This window comes from Amycolatopsis sp. MEPSY49 (genome assembly GCF_051337345.1).
Lineage (GTDB): Bacteria > Actinomycetota > Actinomycetes > Mycobacteriales > Pseudonocardiaceae > Amycolatopsis.
Window position 1 is genome coordinate 1092470 of sequence record NZ_JBDLYJ010000002.1, and the last position, 17065, is coordinate 1109534.

The 17065-nt window shown below is 71.8% G+C and carries 16 protein-coding genes; 6 read left to right on the plus strand and 10 right to left on the minus strand.

Annotation, left to right across the window (positions count from 1 at the left end; all coding sequences use genetic code 11):
- Positions 1–158: 158 nt before the first annotated feature.
- Positions 159–1199, minus strand: coding sequence for a LacI family DNA-binding transcriptional regulator (locus ABFJ78_RS14195; protein ID WP_436386539.1), 1041 nt, complete (start codon positions 1197–1199; stop codon positions 159–161).
- 121 nt (positions 1200–1320) lie between these two features.
- Here ABFJ78_RS14195 and ABFJ78_RS14200 point away from each other — a divergent pair, with 121 nt between their 5' ends.
- From ABFJ78_RS14200 to ABFJ78_RS14220, 5 genes are all read left to right on the plus strand, one after another.
- Complete coding sequence (locus ABFJ78_RS14200) at positions 1321–1710, plus strand: hypothetical protein (RefSeq protein ID WP_436386541.1); 390 nt, start codon at positions 1321–1323, stop codon at positions 1708–1710.
- A gap of 10 nt (positions 1711–1720) precedes the next feature.
- The gene (locus tag ABFJ78_RS14205; RefSeq protein ID WP_436386543.1) at positions 1721–2797 is read left to right on the plus strand and encodes a sensor histidine kinase; all 1077 of its coding nucleotides are present in this window, start codon (positions 1721–1723) and stop codon (positions 2795–2797) included.
- The gene (locus tag ABFJ78_RS14210; RefSeq protein WP_436386545.1) at positions 2794–3402 is read left to right on the plus strand and encodes a response regulator; all 609 of its coding nucleotides are present in this window, start codon (positions 2794–2796) and stop codon (positions 3400–3402) included. The genes ABFJ78_RS14205 and ABFJ78_RS14210 overlap by 4 nt, the downstream gene beginning before the upstream one ends.
- Positions 3403–3468: 66 nt before the next feature.
- Positions 3469–4065 carry a mycothiol-dependent nitroreductase Rv2466c family protein gene (locus ABFJ78_RS14215; RefSeq protein ID WP_436386546.1) on the plus strand — a complete coding sequence of 199 codons (597 nt, stop codon included), beginning with the start codon at positions 3469–3471 and terminating at the stop codon, positions 4063–4065.
- 54 nt (positions 4066–4119) lie between these two features.
- On the plus strand, positions 4120–4731 hold the full coding sequence (locus tag ABFJ78_RS14220) for a hypothetical protein (protein WP_436386548.1): 612 nt from the start codon (positions 4120–4122) through the stop codon (positions 4729–4731).
- 22 nt (positions 4732–4753) lie between these two features.
- Here ABFJ78_RS14220 and ABFJ78_RS14225 read toward each other — a convergent pair whose 3' ends face one another.
- The 9 genes from ABFJ78_RS14225 to ABFJ78_RS14265 all read right to left on the minus strand — a co-directional run bounded on the left by ABFJ78_RS14225 (position 4754) and on the right by ABFJ78_RS14265 (position 15835).
- Complete coding sequence (locus ABFJ78_RS14225) at positions 4754–6139, minus strand: rhamnulokinase (RefSeq protein ID WP_436386793.1); 1386 nt, start codon at positions 6137–6139, stop codon at positions 4754–4756.
- A gap of 5 nt (positions 6140–6144) precedes the next feature.
- Positions 6145–7566, minus strand: a complete 1422-nt coding sequence (locus ABFJ78_RS14230; RefSeq protein ID WP_436386550.1) for an arabinose isomerase — start codon at positions 7564–7566, stop codon at positions 6145–6147.
- A gap of 8 nt (positions 7567–7574) precedes the next feature.
- Positions 7575–9605 carry a bifunctional aldolase/short-chain dehydrogenase gene (locus tag ABFJ78_RS14235; RefSeq protein ID WP_436386551.1) on the minus strand — a complete coding sequence of 677 codons (2031 nt, stop codon included), beginning with the start codon at positions 9603–9605 and terminating at the stop codon, positions 7575–7577.
- Between the two features lie 2 nt (positions 9606–9607).
- Complete coding sequence (gene rhaI, locus ABFJ78_RS14240; RefSeq protein ID WP_436386553.1) at positions 9608–10783, minus strand: L-rhamnose isomerase; 1176 nt, start codon at positions 10781–10783, stop codon at positions 9608–9610.
- Positions 10780–11124, minus strand: a complete 345-nt coding sequence (locus ABFJ78_RS14245) for an L-rhamnose mutarotase (RefSeq protein WP_436386555.1) — start codon at positions 11122–11124, stop codon at positions 10780–10782. Before ABFJ78_RS14245 ends, rhaI begins: the two co-directional genes overlap by 4 nt.
- 71 nt (positions 11125–11195) lie before the next feature.
- Entirely contained in the window at positions 11196–12257 is a 1062-nt protein-coding gene (gene rhaS / locus ABFJ78_RS14250) for a rhamnose ABC transporter substrate-binding protein (RefSeq protein WP_436386557.1), read from the minus strand.
- A gap of 5 nt (positions 12258–12262) precedes the next feature.
- Positions 12263–13270 carry an ABC transporter permease gene (locus ABFJ78_RS14255; RefSeq protein ID WP_436386559.1) on the minus strand — a complete coding sequence of 336 codons (1008 nt, stop codon included), beginning with the start codon at positions 13268–13270 and terminating at the stop codon, positions 12263–12265.
- Positions 13263–14321, minus strand: coding sequence for an ABC transporter permease (locus ABFJ78_RS14260; protein WP_436386560.1), 1059 nt, complete (start codon positions 14319–14321; stop codon positions 13263–13265). Before ABFJ78_RS14260 ends, ABFJ78_RS14255 begins: the two co-directional genes overlap by 8 nt.
- Complete coding sequence (locus ABFJ78_RS14265) at positions 14318–15835, minus strand: sugar ABC transporter ATP-binding protein (RefSeq protein WP_436386561.1); 1518 nt, start codon at positions 15833–15835, stop codon at positions 14318–14320. Before ABFJ78_RS14265 ends, ABFJ78_RS14260 begins: the two co-directional genes overlap by 4 nt.
- A gap of 150 nt (positions 15836–15985) precedes the next feature.
- Between ABFJ78_RS14265 and ABFJ78_RS14270 the strand changes: the two genes are divergently transcribed.
- On the plus strand, positions 15986–17020 hold the full coding sequence (locus ABFJ78_RS14270) for a LacI family DNA-binding transcriptional regulator (protein ID WP_436386563.1): 1035 nt from the start codon (positions 15986–15988) through the stop codon (positions 17018–17020).
- Positions 17021–17065 lie beyond the last annotated feature (45 nt).

The window sequence follows — 17065 nt, forward strand, 5'->3', positions numbered from 1 at the left end:
CTAGACCGGTGAGCGGAACTGTCCGGACAGGCCGGAGTCCGTGCCCGGCAGGCCACGCGGGCGGCGCATCGGGGCGAACCGGTGGCGAGGGGTGGTACTGGACAGACCGTCGCATTCGGGACTCCCGACGCCGCGAGCACCACACCGGAGGCGTTGGCTCAAGCCGAGTCGCGGATCACCAGTTCCGGGTCGAAGATCACCGATTCCGCGCGCCGCTCGGGGTCGGCCATGCGCTCCAGGACCATCCGGGCCATCGCCGCGCCCATCTCCTCCACCGGCTGGCGGACGGTCGTCAGCCGCGGGCGGCAGCTCAACGCCACCCGGCTGTCGTCGAAGCCGATCACCGCCACGTCGTCCGGGACCCGGCGGCCCGCTTCGCGCAGCACGGTCAACGCGCCGTACGCCATCAGGTCGTTGGCCACGAACAGCCCGTCCAGCGCCGGTTCCTCGGCCAGCAGCCGCTCCATCGCGCGCTCGCCGCCGTGCTCGGTGAAGTCGCCCTCGGCGACCGCCACGTACGCGTGGCCGTGGCGGGCCATCGCGTCGCGGAAACCGGCCAGCCGGTCCTGGCCCGCCGGCGTCCCCGCCGGGCCCGCGATCGTCGCGACCCGGTGGCACCCGCGCGACACCAGCCGGTCCGCCGCCAGGCGGGCGCCGTCCTGGTGGGCGACGTCGACGTAGCTCACCGGCGCCGGGCGGCCGGGCCGCGCGAACAACGCCGTCGGCACACCCGCGTCGGTCAGCATCCGCGGCAGCGGGTCCTCCGCCGGGTGCAGTGAGATCAGCAGCACCCCGCTCACCTGCTCCTGCCGCAGCTTCGGCACGAGCTTTTCCCGCTCTTCGTCGCTGTCGACGAGCATCAGGAGCGGGTGCAACCCTTGCGGGCGCAGGTGCGCGACCACGCCTTCGACCACCCGGCCGAAGAACGGGTCGCCGAACACCCCGCCGAAGGCTTCGATGTGCCGGTCCGGCTCGGACACCACCAGCGCGACCCCGCCCGTGCGGCGCGTGACCAGCGATCGGGCCGCCCGGTTCGGCACGTACCCGGTGGTGGCGATGGCGCGTTCGACGGTCTCCCGCAGCTTCGGGTCGACGTTGCGCACGCTGTTGACCACGCGGGACACCGTGGCCCGCGAGACGCCGGCGACCCGCGCGACGTCCTCCAGGGTCGGCGGCGCCGAGGGCGGGTGCGTCGTCACCCCTACTTTGTAGCACGCTGTGAGAGCGCTCTCCCAGTACCGCGCCGATGACAAATGTCATGGGCGGCCGATGCGGGACGGCACTGCCCCCGAACACCCCCGCGAGACGAGCATTTCCGGCATGACCACCACCACTCGCCCCGAGACCGGCTTCCGGCCCGTTCTCCTGCTCACCGGCGGCTACGCCGCCCTCAGCGTCCTCACGCTCGTCGCGATCGTGCTCCTGCGGAACGACCACGCGCTGGTGACCGACGCGGTCTGGGTGCGCGCCACCCTCGTCGTCGCCAGTTCGCTGCTGACGTTCGCCTTCGCCCGCAGCGCGGCCCGCGGGTCGCGGAAGGGCCTGCTGAGACTGCGGATCGTCGCCGCGGTGATGCTCGTGGCGATCGTCGTCATCGTCGCCCTGCCCGGGTTGTTCCCGGTGTGGCTGCGGATCGAGCAGGCCGTCTGCGGGCTGCTGCTGCTCGGTGTCACGGTGCTCGTCAACGGCCGGCGGGCGCGGGGCCGGTAGCGTGCCGGTGGTGGACAGGACGGAACCGGCCGACGTGCAGCGCTGGGTGCGCGGCTGGCGGGTGATGGTGCTCGACGCGGGCATGCTCGTCTACCCGGCCGTGACCGTGCCCGGCGTGCTGCAGCACTCGACGGGCCACGCCGCGGTCGCCGGGTGCGTGCTCGCCGTCGTCTTCGCCGGCTGCTACGTCCTCGCGGCCCGTGCCGCGGCGAAGCGGGCGGCGCGCCGGTTCTGGCCACTCCTGGGGGTGCTGGCCGTCCTGTTCGCCGCAACGCTCCCCTTCGCCCACGCCGAGGCGTTCTTCCTCGCCACCGTCGTCGTGTCGCTCGCCGTGCCGCGGCTCCCCCGCCACTCCGGCGCGCTCGTGGTCGTCGCCGCGGCCGCGGCGCTGGTCGTCCCGTGGGTCGCCTGGGGCACCGCGGGCTGGACGCAGGCCGTCGCGCTCGTCTTCACCGTGCTGGTGGTCTACGCCTTCGCCGAGGCGGTCCGGGCCAACGCCGCCCTCGTCGAGGCGCGCGCCGAGGTCGCCCGGCTGGCGTCGGAGGCCGAACGGACTCGCATCGCCCGCGACCTGCACGACCTGCTGGGCCACTCGCTCACCGCGATCACCGTCAAGAGCACCCTGGCCCGGCGGCTCGTGGACGCCGACACCGCCCGCGCGGGCGACGAGATGACCGCCGTCGAGACGCTCGCCCGCCAGGCGCTGACCGATGTGCGGGCGGCGGTGTCCGGCTACCGCGAGGTCACCTTGGCCGGCGAGCTCGCCCGCGGCCGCGAGCTGCTGCGCGCGTGCGGCGTCGCCGCCGACCTGCCGACCACGACCGACGTCGTCGGCCCGGCGCACCAGGAGCTGTTCGGCTGGGTCGTGCGGGAGGGCCTGACCAACGTCGCGCGGCACGCGCGCGCGACCCGCTGCGCGGTCACCGTCTCGGAGTCCACTGTGGAGGTCGTCGACGACGGTGTGGGCGGCTCCCCCGAGGAAGGTTCCGGGCTGGCCGGGCTCCGCGAACGCGTCCGCGCCGCCGGCGGGCAGTTCCGGGCCGGGCCGGTGCGGCCGCGCGGCTGGCGGCTGCGGGTGACGGTGTGACCATCCGCCTGCTGCTCGCCGACGACCAGGAGCTGGTCCGCCAGGCGCTGTGCGCGCTCCTCGCGCTGGAGGAGGACTTCGAGGTGGTCGCGTCCGTCGGTCGCGGCGACGAGGTCGTCGACGCAGCCCGCACGCACCGGCCCGACGTCGCCCTGCTCGACATCGAAATGCCGGGCCTGGACGGCCTTTCCGCCGCCGCGGTGCTCGCCGCGCAGGTGCCGGACTGCCGCGTCGTCATGCTCACGACGTTCGGCCGCGCGGGCTACCTGCGCCGGGCGATGGACGCGGGCGCGGCCGGGTTCGTCGTGAAGGACGCCCCGGCCGACGTCCTCGCCGACGCGATCCGCCGCGTGCGGGCCGGTGAGCGCGTGGTCGACCCGGCGCTGGCGGTCGCTACCCTCGCCGCCGGCGAGTCGCCGCTGACCGCCCGGGAACGGGACGTGCTCGTCACCGCCCGGACCGGCGCCACGATCGCCGAGATCGCGTCCCGGCTCTACCTGTCCGAAGGCACGGTGCGCAACTACGTCTCGGCCGCGATCATGAAGACCGGCGCGCGCAACCGCGTCGAGGCGGTGCGGATCGCCGACGAACGCGGCTGGCTCTGATTGGCCCGGTCCGGCGTACCGGAATTGGATCTTCTGCCGGGCCGCTCGGCGTCCTAGGTTGGCCGGGTGAAAACCGTTGACCTGTGGTTCGACCCGGTGTGCCCGTGGGCGTGGATCGCCTCCCGGTGGCTGCTGGAGGTGGAAGCCGTCCGTGCCGTGCGGACGCGGTTCCACGTGTTCAGCCTGTCGTTGCACAACGAAGGGCGGGAGGTGGACGACTGGTACCGCGGCTGGCTCGACGAGCGCTGGGGCCCCGCGCGCGTGGCGCTGGCCGCCGAACGGGCGCAGGGGAACGAGGTGCTGCGCGACCTCTACACCGCGCTCGGCACGCGTTTCCACCGCGACAAGGAGCCGGTCTCGCGCGAAACGATCGTCGCCGCGCTGGCGTCGGTGGACCTGCCCGCGTCGCTGGCGGACGCCGCCGAGTCGCCGGACCTCGACGCGGACCTGCGCGCCGGGAACCGCGCGGCGCTCGACCCGATCGGCGAGGACCTCGGCGTCCCGGCGATCCACGTCGACGGGAACGCGTTCTTCGGCCCGGTCGTCAGCCCGGTCCCGCGCGGCGAGGAGGCCGGGCGGCTGTGGGACGGCGTGCTGCTCGTGACCGGCACGCCCGGGTTCTTCGAGCTGAAGCGGGGTCGCGGCCGTCCGGTGACGAGCTAGGGTGAGCCCGACAATGCGGAGCTCGGGCCGAAGCACGGTCCGTATGCTGGGATGATGGATCCGGACAACGGGCCGCGGGGTGATCGTGGGGATGCCTGGGGGTTGGACCGGGTGAAGCCGGCTCGCGAACGGGAGCGCGTGGGAGCCGTGGCACTGCGGACGACGGCGTGCTGCCTGGTCTGGATCCCGGCTCTCGCGTTCTGGCTTTTCGCGTACGGCATCGGTGACGGCGATACGCACCGGAACACCGCGACGGATGTCCTGGTGTTCGGCGTGATCGCGGTGTCGTTGTGTTTTACCCCGGGCGCGGTGTTGTGGTGGAGGCGCTATGAGTCGGTCCGGCGCACCGGCTGGCGAGCCGCGACGGTCACGGCAGTGAGCGTGGACCCGAGAGGGTGCCTCGCTCTCCCTTTCTCGCAGCCGAACAACGCCAGAAGCCTCGACTACGTCGTCCACTACCGCGACGGCGGTGGTGCTCGGCTGCGAGGTGGCGCCGGCTTCTGGCACAACCCTCCGCTTGTGGCCTTCGACAGCGCGCAACCCGCGTGGGTCGGAGGCTCGGGCCGCTCGATCGTGGTCCTGTTCGCCGACAGTCGCTGGGGCCCCCGCCGTCCGCGCGCTGTACCCGCGAAGTTCTTCGCCGCCCTTCCCGCACGCTCGCAGTAGCCGAAGACCGAGCGGAGGCGGATCAGCCGCGCAGCCGGGCTTCCGCGGCGCCCCAGTCACCGGTACCGGACGGCTCGTAGCGGCGGACCTCCTGGGTTTCCCGCACCAGCGCCCGCATCGACGCCAGGTCCGGCAGGTCCTCCCCCAGCGCGCGGGCCTGGACCAGCACGTTGCCCAGCGCCGCCGCCTCGACCGGGCCCGCCAGGACCGGAACGCCGCACGCGTCCGCCGTCAGCCGGCACAGCAGCTCGTTGCGCGCGCCCCCGCCGACGATGTGGACCACGTCGATCGTGCGGCCGGTGATCGAAGCCGCCGCCCGGAGCGTGCGGCGATACGCCAGCGCCAGGCTGTCCAGGATGGACCGGACCATCGCGCCTCGCGAAGACGGCGGCCGCTGGCCGGTCGCCGCGCAGGCGGCGGTGATGCGCGCCGGCATGTCGCCGGGCGGCAGGAACTCCGGGGCGTCGATGTCCACCACCGCCGCCAACGCGGGTGCGGCGGCCGCCGCGGCGAGCAGGCCGGGAAGGTCCGAAGTGGACCACGTCCGCAGCGTCTCCGACAGCACCCACAGGCCCATCACGTTGCGCAGGAAGCGGATCGTGCCGTCGACGCCGCCCTCGTTGGTGAAGTTCGCCGCCAGTGCCGCGTCGCTCAGCTCCGGCGCGGGCAGTTCCAAGCCCGCCAAGGACCACGTTCCCGAGGAGATGTACGCGAAGTTCGTCCCGGGCGATGCGGGCACCGCCACCACCGCCGACGCCGTGTCGTGCGAACCCACCGCGATCACCGGTAGACCGGACAGCTCGCGGGCCTTGCCCACCACCGTGCCCGGATCGCGCAACGGCGGGAACAGCCGCGACGGGATCCCCACTCGGGCGGCGAGCGAGCCGGCCCAGGTCCGCGCGCGCACGTCGTAGAGCTGCGTGGTCGACGCGTTCGTGCGTTCCGCCCCGATTTCCCCCGTCAGCCAGTAGTTCAGGAGGTCCGGGATGAGCAGCATGGTCGCCGCCGCGCCGAGCCGCTCGCCTTCGGCCACCAGCTGGTACAGCGTGTTGAACGGCAGCTGCTGCAACCCCGTCACGTCGTACAGTTCCCGATCGGGCACCGGGACGGTGATCCCGTCCGTGCGCGGGTCCCGGTAGTGGACGGGGTTGCCGAGCAGCGCGCCCCGTTCGTCCAGGAGCCCGTAGTCGACCGCCCACGAGTCGATCCCGACGCCGTCGAGGGCCCCGGCTTCCCCGATGCCGGCCAGGGTCTCGCGGTAGAGCCCCAGTACGTCCCAGTACAGCACCGGTCCCGCCTGGATCCCGCCGTTGGCGAACCTGCGTACCTCCGAAACCGCCAGCACCGACGAGCCGACGGTGCCGGCCATCACGCGCCCGCTGGAGGCGCCCAGGTCGACGGCCGCCACCCGCTTCACGGGTTCACCACGGTCAGCTCCAGGCCGAGCAGATCCGCGACGGCCGTCAGCTCGCCGACGCGGTGGCCGGTGCCGAGGGCCCAGTGGTGCGCGATGCCGCTGGCCGACCAGGCGTCGGTCCACTCCCCCGGGTCGCAGCCGAAGTCCACCCGGGACGTCGTGTTGCCGATCCGCAGCAGCGGCCCGGGTACGACCGTGCCCTCGGACGCGATGAGCGTGAACGTCCCGTCGCGCCGCTGCCCGAGCCCGCAGAGCGTCACCGGCCCGTGCTTGACGTCGAACTCGACCGACACGCCCCAGCCGCGCTTGCCGTGGTACACGCCGAGGCCGCGCAGCAGCGGCCGGCGCGCGCTGATGCCGAGGTGCGCCGGGCCGTCGTGGCCCATCTCGACGACGTTGTCCCGGAAGTTCAGCGCCTGCAGCTCGGTGAACGAGCCGCCCGCGCCGAGCCGGTCCATGACCAGCATGGCCAGGGACGTCCGCAGCTCGTACTCGCCGACGGCCGGGATGCCCCGCGCGGTCAGCAGGGACGCACCGAGGATGAACCCGGCGCCGACGCGTTCGTGCGTCTCGCCGTCGAGGCCGCGGTGGTAGTAGGCCAGGGAGTCGAGCGAGAAGTCCTCGACGAGCCGGTCGAGTGCCACCGAAACCCGGGCGCCCCAGGCGAAGTCTTCGTCCACTACGGACTCGTCCACAGTGAACACTTCACGAGCCAGCTCGACGCGCGAGGCGGTCTCGTCGTCGGTGACCTTCTCCACGCGCACCCGCAGGTCGTCGATCTCCAGGATCTCGACGTGCCCGCCGAGCTGGCCGGACACCAGCGTCGGGTCGGTGGAGACGTCCATCATGCCCGGGTAGAGGTGCCCGAGCAGGCCGTGGCGGCCGTGCCGCAGCGCCGCCCGCACGCCGGCCGCCTTGATCCACCGCTCGATCTTCGTCCAGGCCCGGGTGTCCTCGAGGTAGCCGGACACCGAGCGGAACTCGACACCCAGCCGCCGGAACGCATTGGCCAGCTCCGGCAGCGGGCAGGCGCCGCAATAGGCCAGCCACGCGCCGGTGTCGAAGGACTCGTGGTCCATCGCCTCGGTCGGCTGCAGGTTCAGCAGGAGCACCGGCGCGCCCGAGCGCTGCGCGACCGGCGCCAGCATGCTCGACGTGAGGTACGTCGTGAGGAACCCGACGATCAGGTCGCACCCGGCCACCCGGAGCTTCTCGGCCGCGGCCGCGCCTTCGGCCGCGTCCGAGACGAACCCGGCGTCGACGACCTCGCAGTCCATCTCGGACAGTCTTTCCGCGACGCGCCGGGCCGACGCCTCCAGCTGCGGCAGCAGCGCGGGGAACTGCGGCCAGTACGCGCCGAGCCCGCCGGAGACGAGCCCGACGCGGGTCTTGCGCGGCGTGATGCGGTCGAGGGTCATCGGAACTCCTAACGCAGGAACGCGGCGGCCACCCCGGCGTCCACCGGCACGTGCAGCCCGGTGGTGTGGGTGAGGTCGCCGCCGGTGAGGGCGAACACCGCGGCCGCGACGTGCTCGGGCAGCACCTCGCGCTTGAGGATGGTCCGCTGGGCGTAGAACTCGCCGAGCTTCGCCTCCTCGACGCCGTAGACCGCGGCGCGCTGGGCGCCCCAGCCGCCGGCGAAGATGCCGGAGCCCTGGACGACGCCGTCGGGGTTGACGCCGTTGACGCGGATGCCGTGCCCGCCCAGCTCGGCGGCCAGCAGCCGGACCTGGTGGGCCTGGTCGGCCTTCGCGGCACCGTAGGCGACGTTGTTCGGGCCGGCGAACACCGAGTTCTTGGACGAGATGTAGACGATGTCACCACCGATGCCCTGGTCGATCATCGCCTTCGCCGCCGCGCGGGCGACCAGGAACGAACCCTTGGCCATGACGTCGTGCTGCAGGTCCCAGTCGCGTTCGGTGGTCTCCAGCAGCGGCTTCGAGATGGACAGCCCGGCGTTGTTGACGACCAGGTCGATCCCGCCGAAGGCCAGCGCGGTCGTGTCGATCGCCGCCTGGACCGCGTCGGCGTCGGTGACGTCGGCGGTGACCGCGATGGCCTTGTCGGCGTTCCCGATCTCCGCCGCCGTTTCCGCGGCCGCCGAGGCGTTCAGGTCGGCGATCGCCACGCACGCGCCCTCCGCGGCGAGCCGCTGGGCGATGGCCTTGCCGATGCCCGAACCGGCGCCCGTGACCAACGCGATCCGTCCGGCCAGGGGCTTGGGCTTCGGCATCCGCTGCAGCTTCGCCTCTTCCAGCGCCCAGTACTCGATCCGGAACTTCTCGCTCTCGGGGATCGGCGAGTACGTCGAGACGGCCTCCGCGCCGCGCATCACGTTGATCGCGTTGACGTAGAACTCGCCCGCCACCCGTGCGGTCTGCTTGTCCTTGCCGAACGAGAACATCCCGACACCGGGGACGAGCACGATCGCCGGATCCGCCCCGCGCATCGCGGGCGAGTCCGACGTCGCGTGCCGCTCGTAGTAGGCGCGGTAGGCGTCGCGGTACTCGGCGTGCAGTTCCTTCAGCCGGGCGACGACGTCCTCGACCGGTGCCGTCGCGGGTAAGTCCACGACCAGCGGCCGGACCTTGGTGCGCAGGAAGTGGTCCGGGCAGGACGTCCCCAGCGCCGCCAATGCCGCGAGCTTCTCCCGCGAGAGGAACTCCAGCACGACGTCGCTGTCGGTGTAGTGCCCGACCTGCCGCTGGTCGGTCGAGGCCAGCCCGCGGACCACCGGCGCCAGAGCCGCCGCACGCGCGTGGCGCTCGGTTTCGGGAAGCGCTTCGAAGCCCGGCACGACCGGACCGAACGGCTCGGCGACCCCGCGCTCAGCCAAGAACTTCTCGGCCGTGCGGATGATGTCCAGGGAGTTGCGCTCGCACTCCTCCGAGGTGGCGCCCCAGGCGGTGATGCCGTGCCCGCCGAGGATCACGCCGATGGCCTGCGGGTTCGCCGCCTTGACCGCGGCGATGTCCAAGCCGAGTTGGAAGCCCGGGCGGCGCCAGTCCACCCACACCACCCGGTCGCCGAAGCACTCCTTCGTCAAGGCCTGGCCGTCGGCGGCGGTGGCGAGGGCGATGCCGGAATCGGGGTGCAGGTGGTCGACGTGGTCGGCTTCCACGAGCCCGTGCATCGCGGTGTCGATCGACGGCGCCGCCCCGCCGCGGCCGTGCAGGCAGTAGTCGAACGCGGCGACCATCTCGTCCTCGCGCTCGACGCCCGGGTAGACGTCCACCAGGGACCGCAGCCGGTCCAGGCGCAGCACGGCGAGGCCGGACTCCTTGAGCGTGCCGAGGTCGCCGCCGGAACCCTTGACCCACAGCACCTCCGTCGGGGCGCCGGTCACCGGGTCGGTGACGGCGCCCTTGGCGGAGGTGTTGCCGCCGGCGTAGTTGGTGTTGCGCGGGTCGGCCCCGAGCGCGTTGCTGCGCGCGATGAGCTGCTCCGGCACGGTCATCCTCATGCTCCCCATCCGGCCTGCGTGCCGCCGGCGCGCTCGGCCACGATCTTCTCCTGGTACCCACTGCGGGCATACGCCGCGACGGGGTCCGGGTCCAGCCCGGAGTCCTCGCGCAGTTCGGCCAGCAGCGGCCGGACGTCGGTGTTGTAGGCGTCCATCAGCACGGCGTTCGCGGCGAGCACGTTCCCGGACTGCTGGGCGGCGCGCAGCGCACCGCGGTCGACGAGCAGCGCCTTGGCCGTGGCCTCCTGGACGTTCATCACCGACCGGATGATCGCCGGGATCTTGGCCTCGATGTTGTGGCACTGGTCGAGCATGAACGCGATGCCGTACGCGGGGTCGAGGGCGTCGCCGCGGACGATCTCGTACATGATCCGGAACAGCTGGAACGGGTCCGCCGCCCCGACCATCAGGTCGTCGTCGGCGTAGAAGCGGGAGTTGAAGTCGAACGCACCGAGCTTCCCCGCGCGCAGCAGGAAGGCCACGATGAACTCGATGTTCGTGCCCGGCGCGTGGTGGCCCGTGTCGATGCAGACGGTCGCCTTCTCCCCCAGCTCGATGCAGTGCGCGTAGGAGGTGCCCCAGTCCGGGACGTCGGTGGCGTAGAAGGCGGGCTCGAAGAGCTTGTACTCCAGCAGCATCCGCTGGTCGTCGCCGAGCCGGTCGTAGGTCTCCTTCAACGCCGCCGCGAGCCGGTCCTGGCGGTCGCGGATGTCGTCCTGGCCCGGGTAGTTGATGCCGTCGGAGAACCACAGCTTGAGGTCGCGCGACCCCGTGGCGTCCATGATGGAGATGGCTTCGAGGAGGTGGTCGGTGGCCTTGCGGCGGATGCCGGGGTCGGGGTTGGTGACCGAGCCGAGCTTGTAGTCCTCGTCCTGGAAGACGTTGGTGTTGATCGCGCCGATTTCGATGCCCTGGTCCCGCGCGTACGCCGTCAGGGCCCCGTAGTCGTCGACCTTGTCCCACGGGATGTGCAGCGCCACGCTCGGCGCGACCCCGGTGAACCGGTGCACGGTCGCCGCGTCGGCGATCTTCTCTTCGGGCGTCCGCGGGACGCCGGGCTGGGGGAACACCTTGAACCGGGTGCCCGAGTTCGCGTACGCCCACGACGGCGTTTCGATGCGCTGGGCCCGCAGGGCCTGTTTCACGGCCGTCAAGTCGCCCACGGCGATCACTGTCCTTCCGCGACGGTGGGGGGTTCGAGGTGGAAGACCTCTTCGAGCAGTTGGAAGCCTTCGTCGGGCGGACCGCCGTCAAGGCCGGTGAAGAACTCCGCCATCTCCGCCTGCCAGCGCGTGTTGACGGTGGTCTCCGCCATCGCGGCCTGGGCGGCCTCGAGGTCGTCGGCTTCGACGTAGCCGACGAGGAGACCGTCGTCGCGCAGGAAGAGCGAGTAGTTGCGCCAGCCGGTGTCGTGCAGGGCCTGGCGCATCTCCGGCCAGACCGCGCGGTGCCGCTGCGCGTACTCGGCCTTCCGATCGGGTTTCACCTGCAGGCAGAAGCAGTAACGGGGCATCGCTCTTCGCAGTCCTTTGTGGACTCCGCGGCCGGACCGGGGCGGCGATCCGGTCCGGCCGCGGAAAACCGTCAGAAGTTGAACTTGTCGATGTTGTTCGCGTCGAACGTCGTCGGCGGGCCGAGGACGATCTCACCGCTCGCGCCGATCTTGTAGTCGCCGAGCTTGCCCGCCTTGAACGTCTCGCCCTCCTTGCCGGTGATCTGGCCGGACTTGAGCGCGACGCCCGCGTACGCGGCGAGGTAGCCGATGTCGGCCGGGTTCCACAGCGCGAACTGCTTGACCGTGCCGTCCTTGACGAAGGCGCGCATCTGGTTCGGCGTGCCCAGGCCGGTCACCGCGACCTTGCCCTTGTAGCTGGACGTGCTGACGTACCGGGCGGCGGCCGCGATGCCGACCGTGGTCGGCGAGACGATCACCTTGAGGTTCGGGAACGACTGCAGCAGGCCCTGGGCCTCCTGGAACGACTTCTGGTCGTCGTCGTTGCCGTAGGCGATCTTGTCCAGCTTGATGTTCGCGTACTCCGGCTTGGCCAGCTCCTTCTTCAGGACCTCGATCCAGGCGTTCTGGTTGGTGGCGTTCGGCGTCGCGGACAGCACCGCGATCTCGCCGGAGCCGCCGGAGAGGTCCTTGGCCTGCTTGGCCAGCGCCTCGCCGATGCCCTGCGTGGTGGCCTGGTTGATGAAGACGTCGCGGCAGTCCTTGGCGGCGTCGGAGTCGAACGCGACGACCTTGATGCCGGCGCTGCGGGCCTGGTTGAGCGACGGGCACACGGCGTTCGGGTCGTTCGCGGCGATGCCGATGACGTCCTGCTGCTGCTGGATCAGCGTGTTGATGTAGCTGACCTGCGAGGACGCGCTGGCGTCGTTCGGCCCGACGAGCTTGTACTCGCCCTTCAGCTCCTCGAGCGCCGCCTTGCCGCCGCTGACCTCGATGTCGCTGTAGGGGTTGTTGAGCTGCTTGGGCAGGAAGGCCATCTTGACGCCCGTCGCGGCGGTGGCGTTCGGGTTCGCCGTGGCCGTGGACTGCTGGGCGCCGGAGCCCGCGGAGTCGTTCTTGGTGGTGCCGCCGCAGGCGGCCAGCACGAGCACCAGCCCGGCCGACACTGCGCCGGTGAGGAACCGTCGGGACATCTTCGTCACCTTTCTGGGGATACCGGAGCAGTCGCCCGGCTCCGGCGGCGCAGTGCCGTCCGGGCCGAGGAGACGATGTTGGGCAGCAGGACCGACACGATGAGGAGCACGCCGGTCACGATGTTGAGCGCCTCGTTGGACACGTCCTGCAGGCGCAGGGCGTTCTGCAGCGACGCCAGCAGGACCACTCCGGCGAGCACGCCGGGCAGCGTGCCCTTGCCGCCGAAGATGGACACGCCCCCGAGGAGCACGGCGGCCACGACGGCCAGTTCGAGGCCGTAGCCGTTGTCGGCGCGGGCGCTGGAGTAGCGCAGGGTCCACAGGATCCCGGCGAGCCCGGCGACCGCGCCGCTCACGACGTACAGCCAGAACTTGAGCCGGCCGGTGCGGATCCCGGCGAACCGGGCCGCCTGCTCGCCCGCGCCGGCCGCGAACACGCCGCGGCCGATCGGCGTCGCGTGCAGCACGACGCCGAAGATCAGGGCCACCACGGCCAGCGGGACCAGGACGTTCGGGATCGGGCCGTCGCCGATGGTCCCGGTGACCCAGCTCGTGTAGTCGCGCGGGAAGTCGGCGACCGCGCCGTCGCCGAGGACGACGAAGGCCAGGCCGCGGTACAGCGCGAGCGTGCCGATCGTGACGGCGAGCGACGGCAGCTTCAGCACGGTGACGAAGAAGCCGTTGAGCGCGCCCAGGATCCCGCCGAGCACGATGCAGAGCGGGATGATCGTCTCGATCGACAGGCCCGCGTCCCACAGCGAGCCCATCACCGCGGACGTCAGCCCGAGCGTGCTCGCCACCGAGAGGTCGATCTCGCCGGTGACGATGATGAACGTCATCGGCAGCGCGACCAGCGCGATCGGGAGCAGGTCGAGCAGCAGGAAGGTGAAGTTGCGGCTGGTGCCGAAGTTCTCGACGGCGCCCGAAGCGACGATCAGCACGATCACCGTCACGAGCACGACGGCGGCGTCCCAGCTGAGCAGCCGGCCGAACCGGTTCCCTCGGTCAGACATGGGCGTCCCTCTTCTGTGACACTGAGCGCCTTGACAGTGTTTTCTGGACCCGGACCGCGACCAGCCGGTCGGCGCCGATGGCCAGCAGGATCAGCGCGCCGACGATCGCCTGCTGCCAGAACTGGTTGATGTCGAGCACCGCCAGGGCGCTGCCGATCACGGTCAGCAGCAGCGCGCCGAGACCGGCGCCCCAGACCGAACCGCTGCCGCCGAACACCGCGACCCCGCCGACGACGGCCGCCGCGACGACGTTCAGCTCGTAGCCGGTGCCGGCGGCCGCGTCCACGGTGCCGAACCGCGCCGCGAACAGGACCCCGGCGAGACCGGCGAGCGCGCCGCTGACCAGGAACGCGGCGGTGGTGTTGCGGCCGACCCGGATGCCGGCCAGCTGCGCGGCCTGCGGGCTCGACCCCATCGCGTACAGCTCGCGCCCGGCCGGGTAGCTGCGGAGCACGATCCCGGCGACGACCAGGACGAGCACCGCGATCAGGACGAGCCACGGCACGCCGAGCACCGACGCCGTCCCGAAGTCCAAAAAGGACGCGGGGAGCTTGTCGGCGTTGATCTGCTGGCCGCCGGCCCAGAAGTAGCTGACGCCGCGGTAGGCGTAGAGCGTGCCGAGCGTGACGACCAGCGCAGGCACCTGGCCGAACCGCACGAGCGCGCCGTTGACGAGCCCGCAGACCGCGCCGACGCCGAGCCCCGCCAGCACCGCGACGATCACCGGCAGGCCCGGGTTGTCGCGCATCAGCGAGCCGACGGCGAAGGCGGCGAGGCCGAGCACCGAGCCGACCGACAGGTCGATGTTGCGGGTGATCATCACGATCGCCTGCCCGACGGCGAGCACCGCCAGGATCGCCGTCCCCAGCAGGATGTCGCGGATGCTCTGCCCGGACAGGAACCGGGAGTTCTGCGTCGCGGTGAACGCGACCAGCACGATCAGGGCGAGGACGATGCCGGATTCGCGGGCCTTGAACACGTTCGCGGTCCACGAGCGTCCGGAGTGGACGGCCGGGTCGCCGGTCACGGGGGCCTCCTTCGTGACGGTCATGCGGCGGCTCCCTGACCCATCGCGGCGTACATGACGGAGTCCTCGGTCGCGTCGGCGCGCGAAAGCTCGGCGACGAGCCGGCCTTCCCGCATGACGAGCACGCGGTCGGCCATGCCGAGCACCTCGGGCAGCTCCGAGGACACCATGACGATCGCGACGCCTTCGGCCGCGAGCGCCGACATCAGCCGGTGAACCTCGGCCTTCGTGCCGACGTCGATGCCGCGCGTCGGCTCGTCGACGATCAGCACCTTCGGCGCCATCGCGAGCCACTTGGCCAGCACGACCTTCTGCTGGTTGCCACCGGAGAGCGTGCCGACGGGGTCGGCGAGGCGGCGGTACTTGGTGCGCAGGCGCTCGGTCCAGTGCCGGGCCTCCTGCCGCTCGCTCGCGCCGGTGAGGAACCCGAGCTTGGACAGCGCGCGGGACCGCGGCAGCGTCACGTTCCGCTCGATCGAGAGGTCCATGATCAGGCCCTGCTGGCGGCGGTCTTCGGGAACCAGGGCCATCCCGGCGGCCATCGCGGCCCGCGACGAATGCGCTTTCAGCTTCTTGCCCCCGATCTTCACGACCCCGGCGTCCCGTTCGTCCACTCCGAACACGGCTTGGACCACTTCGGAGCGTCCGGACCCGACGAGCCCGGCGAACGCGACGATTTCCCCCGCGCGCACCGAGAAGGAGATGTCGCGGAAAACGCCTTCCCGCGCCAGGCCTTCGACTTCGAGGACGACCGCGCCCGGCTCGACGTCCTGCTTCGGGAACAGGGCGTCGAGGTCGCGGCCGACCATGCGCTTGACCATGTCGTCGACCGTGACGTCTTCGAGGAGGTCGGTGGAGACGTGCTTGCCGTCGCGCATGATCGTCACGCGCTGGCAGAGCTCGGTGATCTCCTCGAAGCGGTGGGAAATGAACATGATCGCCGCGCCTTCCTGGCGCAGCGTCCGCGCGACGGTGAAGAGCCGGTCGACCTCGACGCGGCTCAGCGCGGCGGTCGGCTCGTCCATCACCAGCACGCGGGCGTCGGCGCTGAGCGCCTTGGCGATCTCGACGATCTGCTGGTCGGCGATGGAGAGACCGCGGGCGGGCCGGGCCGGGTCGATCCGGACGCCGAGGCGGGTGAAGAGCCGCTCGGCCTCTTCGCGGATCGCCGTCCGGTCGATGCGGCCCATGCTCTTGCGCGGGTGCCGGCCCATCACGATGTTCTCCGCGACGCTCAGGTCGGGGAAAAGCGTGGGTTCCTGGTAGATCACGGCGATGCCGGCGGCCTTCGCGTCGGCGGGCGAGCCGAACTCGACCGGGGTGCCGTCCAGCAGCAGCGTGCCGTCGTCGGGCTTGTGCACCCCGGCGAGCATCTTCACGATCGTGGACTTGCCGGCGCCGTTCTCTCCGACCAGCGCGTGGGCTTCCCCCGCGTGCAAGCCGAAGCTCACGCCGGCGACGGCGGCGACCGCGCCGAACGACTTCGTCACGCCGCGCACCTCCAGCAGAGGGACCCGGCCCGGGCGTGGGCGCGTCATCGCGACCTCCGGATTGAAAGGTTTCACAAACCTGGCGCGGTGACGCTACTATGCAGTCGGAGAACAAGTCAATGAATCCGCCGAACCGTGGCCAAACGGCTTCTGGACCGGGCAGTTCGTGATGATGTTACGTTTCAAAGGGGAGCGCACATGACGGTCCAGGAGTCCGGTGCCGAGCCGAAAGCGGCGGGCATGAAGGACGTCGCCGCGGCCGCCGGCGTCTCCCTCGGCACGGTGTCCAACGTGCTCAACCGCCCCGACCGGGTCAGCCCCGCCACCCGCGCGAAGGTCGAGACCGCGATGGCCGAACTCCGGTTCGTGCGCAACGAGTCCGCGCGGCAGCTGCGGGCCGGGCGCAGCCGCGTGCTGGCGTACGTGATGCTCGACGGCAGCAACCCGTTCTTCACCGATGTCGCCGCCGGGATGGAAGACGCCGCCGACGCCGGCGACCTCTCGCTGTTCCTCTGCAACAGCGCGCACCAGCCGGCGCGCGAGGCGGCCTACCTCGGCCGGCTCGAGCAGCAGCGCGTGCAGGGCATCCTCATCACGCCGGTCGACCCGGACGCCCCGCTCCTCGGCGAGATCGCGCACCGCGGCACGCCGGTGGTGGTCGTCGACCGCACGCCGGGTGGCACGACGCACTGCTCGGTCGCCGTCGACGACGTCTACGGCGGCGAGATCGCCGTGCGGCACCTCGTCGAGCAGGGCCACGACCGGATCGCGTTCATCGGCAACCACACCACGGTCGGGCAGGTCCGCGACCGGCGGCTGGGCGCGCTGCGCGCGTTGCAGGCGGCCGGGCTCGGCCCCGACCACCTGGTCGACCTGACGACGACGGCGCTGACCGTGGCCGACGGCCGCGGTGCGGGCGAGCGGCTGGCGGGGCTGCCGGCGGCCGTCCGCCCGACCGCCGCGTTCTGCGCCAACGACCTGGTGGCCCTCGGCCTGCTCCAGACGTGCGCGAATCTGCGCATGCGCGTCCCGCAGGACATGGCGATCGTCGGGTACGACGACATCGAGTTCGCCGCGGCGGCCGCCGTCCCGCTGACGTCGGTCCGCCAGCCCCGGCGCCGTCTCGGCCGCACGGCCGCCGAGCTGCTGCTGGCGGAAGCCGAACCCGGCCACGAACACCGGCAGGTCGTCTTCACGCCCGAGCTGGTGGTGCGCGCCTCGACCCTGCGCTGAGCAACCCTTTGATCGTTTGTGACGTCTTACCCCGTACAAGCGATA

Bases quoted from the DNA above. Each gene is read 5' to 3' on its own strand.
- ABFJ78_RS14235 (WP_436386551.1), bottom strand. From the start codon at position 9,605: ATGACCGTGCCGGAGCAGCTCATCGCGCGCAGCAACGCGCTCGGGGCC.
- ABFJ78_RS14200 (WP_436386541.1), top strand. From the start codon at position 1,321: ATGACCACCACCACTCGCCCCGAGACCGGCTTCCGGCCCGTTCTCCTG.
- ABFJ78_RS14270 (WP_436386563.1), top strand. From the start codon at position 15,986: ATGACGGTCCAGGAGTCCGGTGCCGAGCCGAAAGCGGCGGGCATGAAG.
- ABFJ78_RS14220 (WP_436386548.1), top strand. From the start codon at position 4,120: ATGGATCCGGACAACGGGCCGCGGGGTGATCGTGGGGATGCCTGGGGG.
- ABFJ78_RS14230 (WP_436386550.1), bottom strand. From the start codon at position 7,566: ATGACCCTCGACCGCATCACGCCGCGCAAGACCCGCGTCGGGCTCGTC.
- ABFJ78_RS14245 (WP_436386555.1), bottom strand. From the start codon at position 11,124: ATGCCCCGTTACTGCTTCTGCCTGCAGGTGAAACCCGATCGGAAGGCC.
- ABFJ78_RS14260 (WP_436386560.1), bottom strand. From the start codon at position 14,321: ATGACCGTCACGAAGGAGGCCCCCGTGACCGGCGACCCGGCCGTCCAC.
- rhaS (WP_436386557.1), bottom strand. From the start codon at position 12,257: ATGTCCCGACGGTTCCTCACCGGCGCAGTGTCGGCCGGGCTGGTGCTC.
- ABFJ78_RS14265 (WP_436386561.1), bottom strand. From the start codon at position 15,835: ATGACGCGCCCACGCCCGGGCCGGGTCCCTCTGCTGGAGGTGCGCGGC.
- ABFJ78_RS14255 (WP_436386559.1), bottom strand. From the start codon at position 13,270: ATGTCTGACCGAGGGAACCGGTTCGGCCGGCTGCTCAGCTGGGACGCC.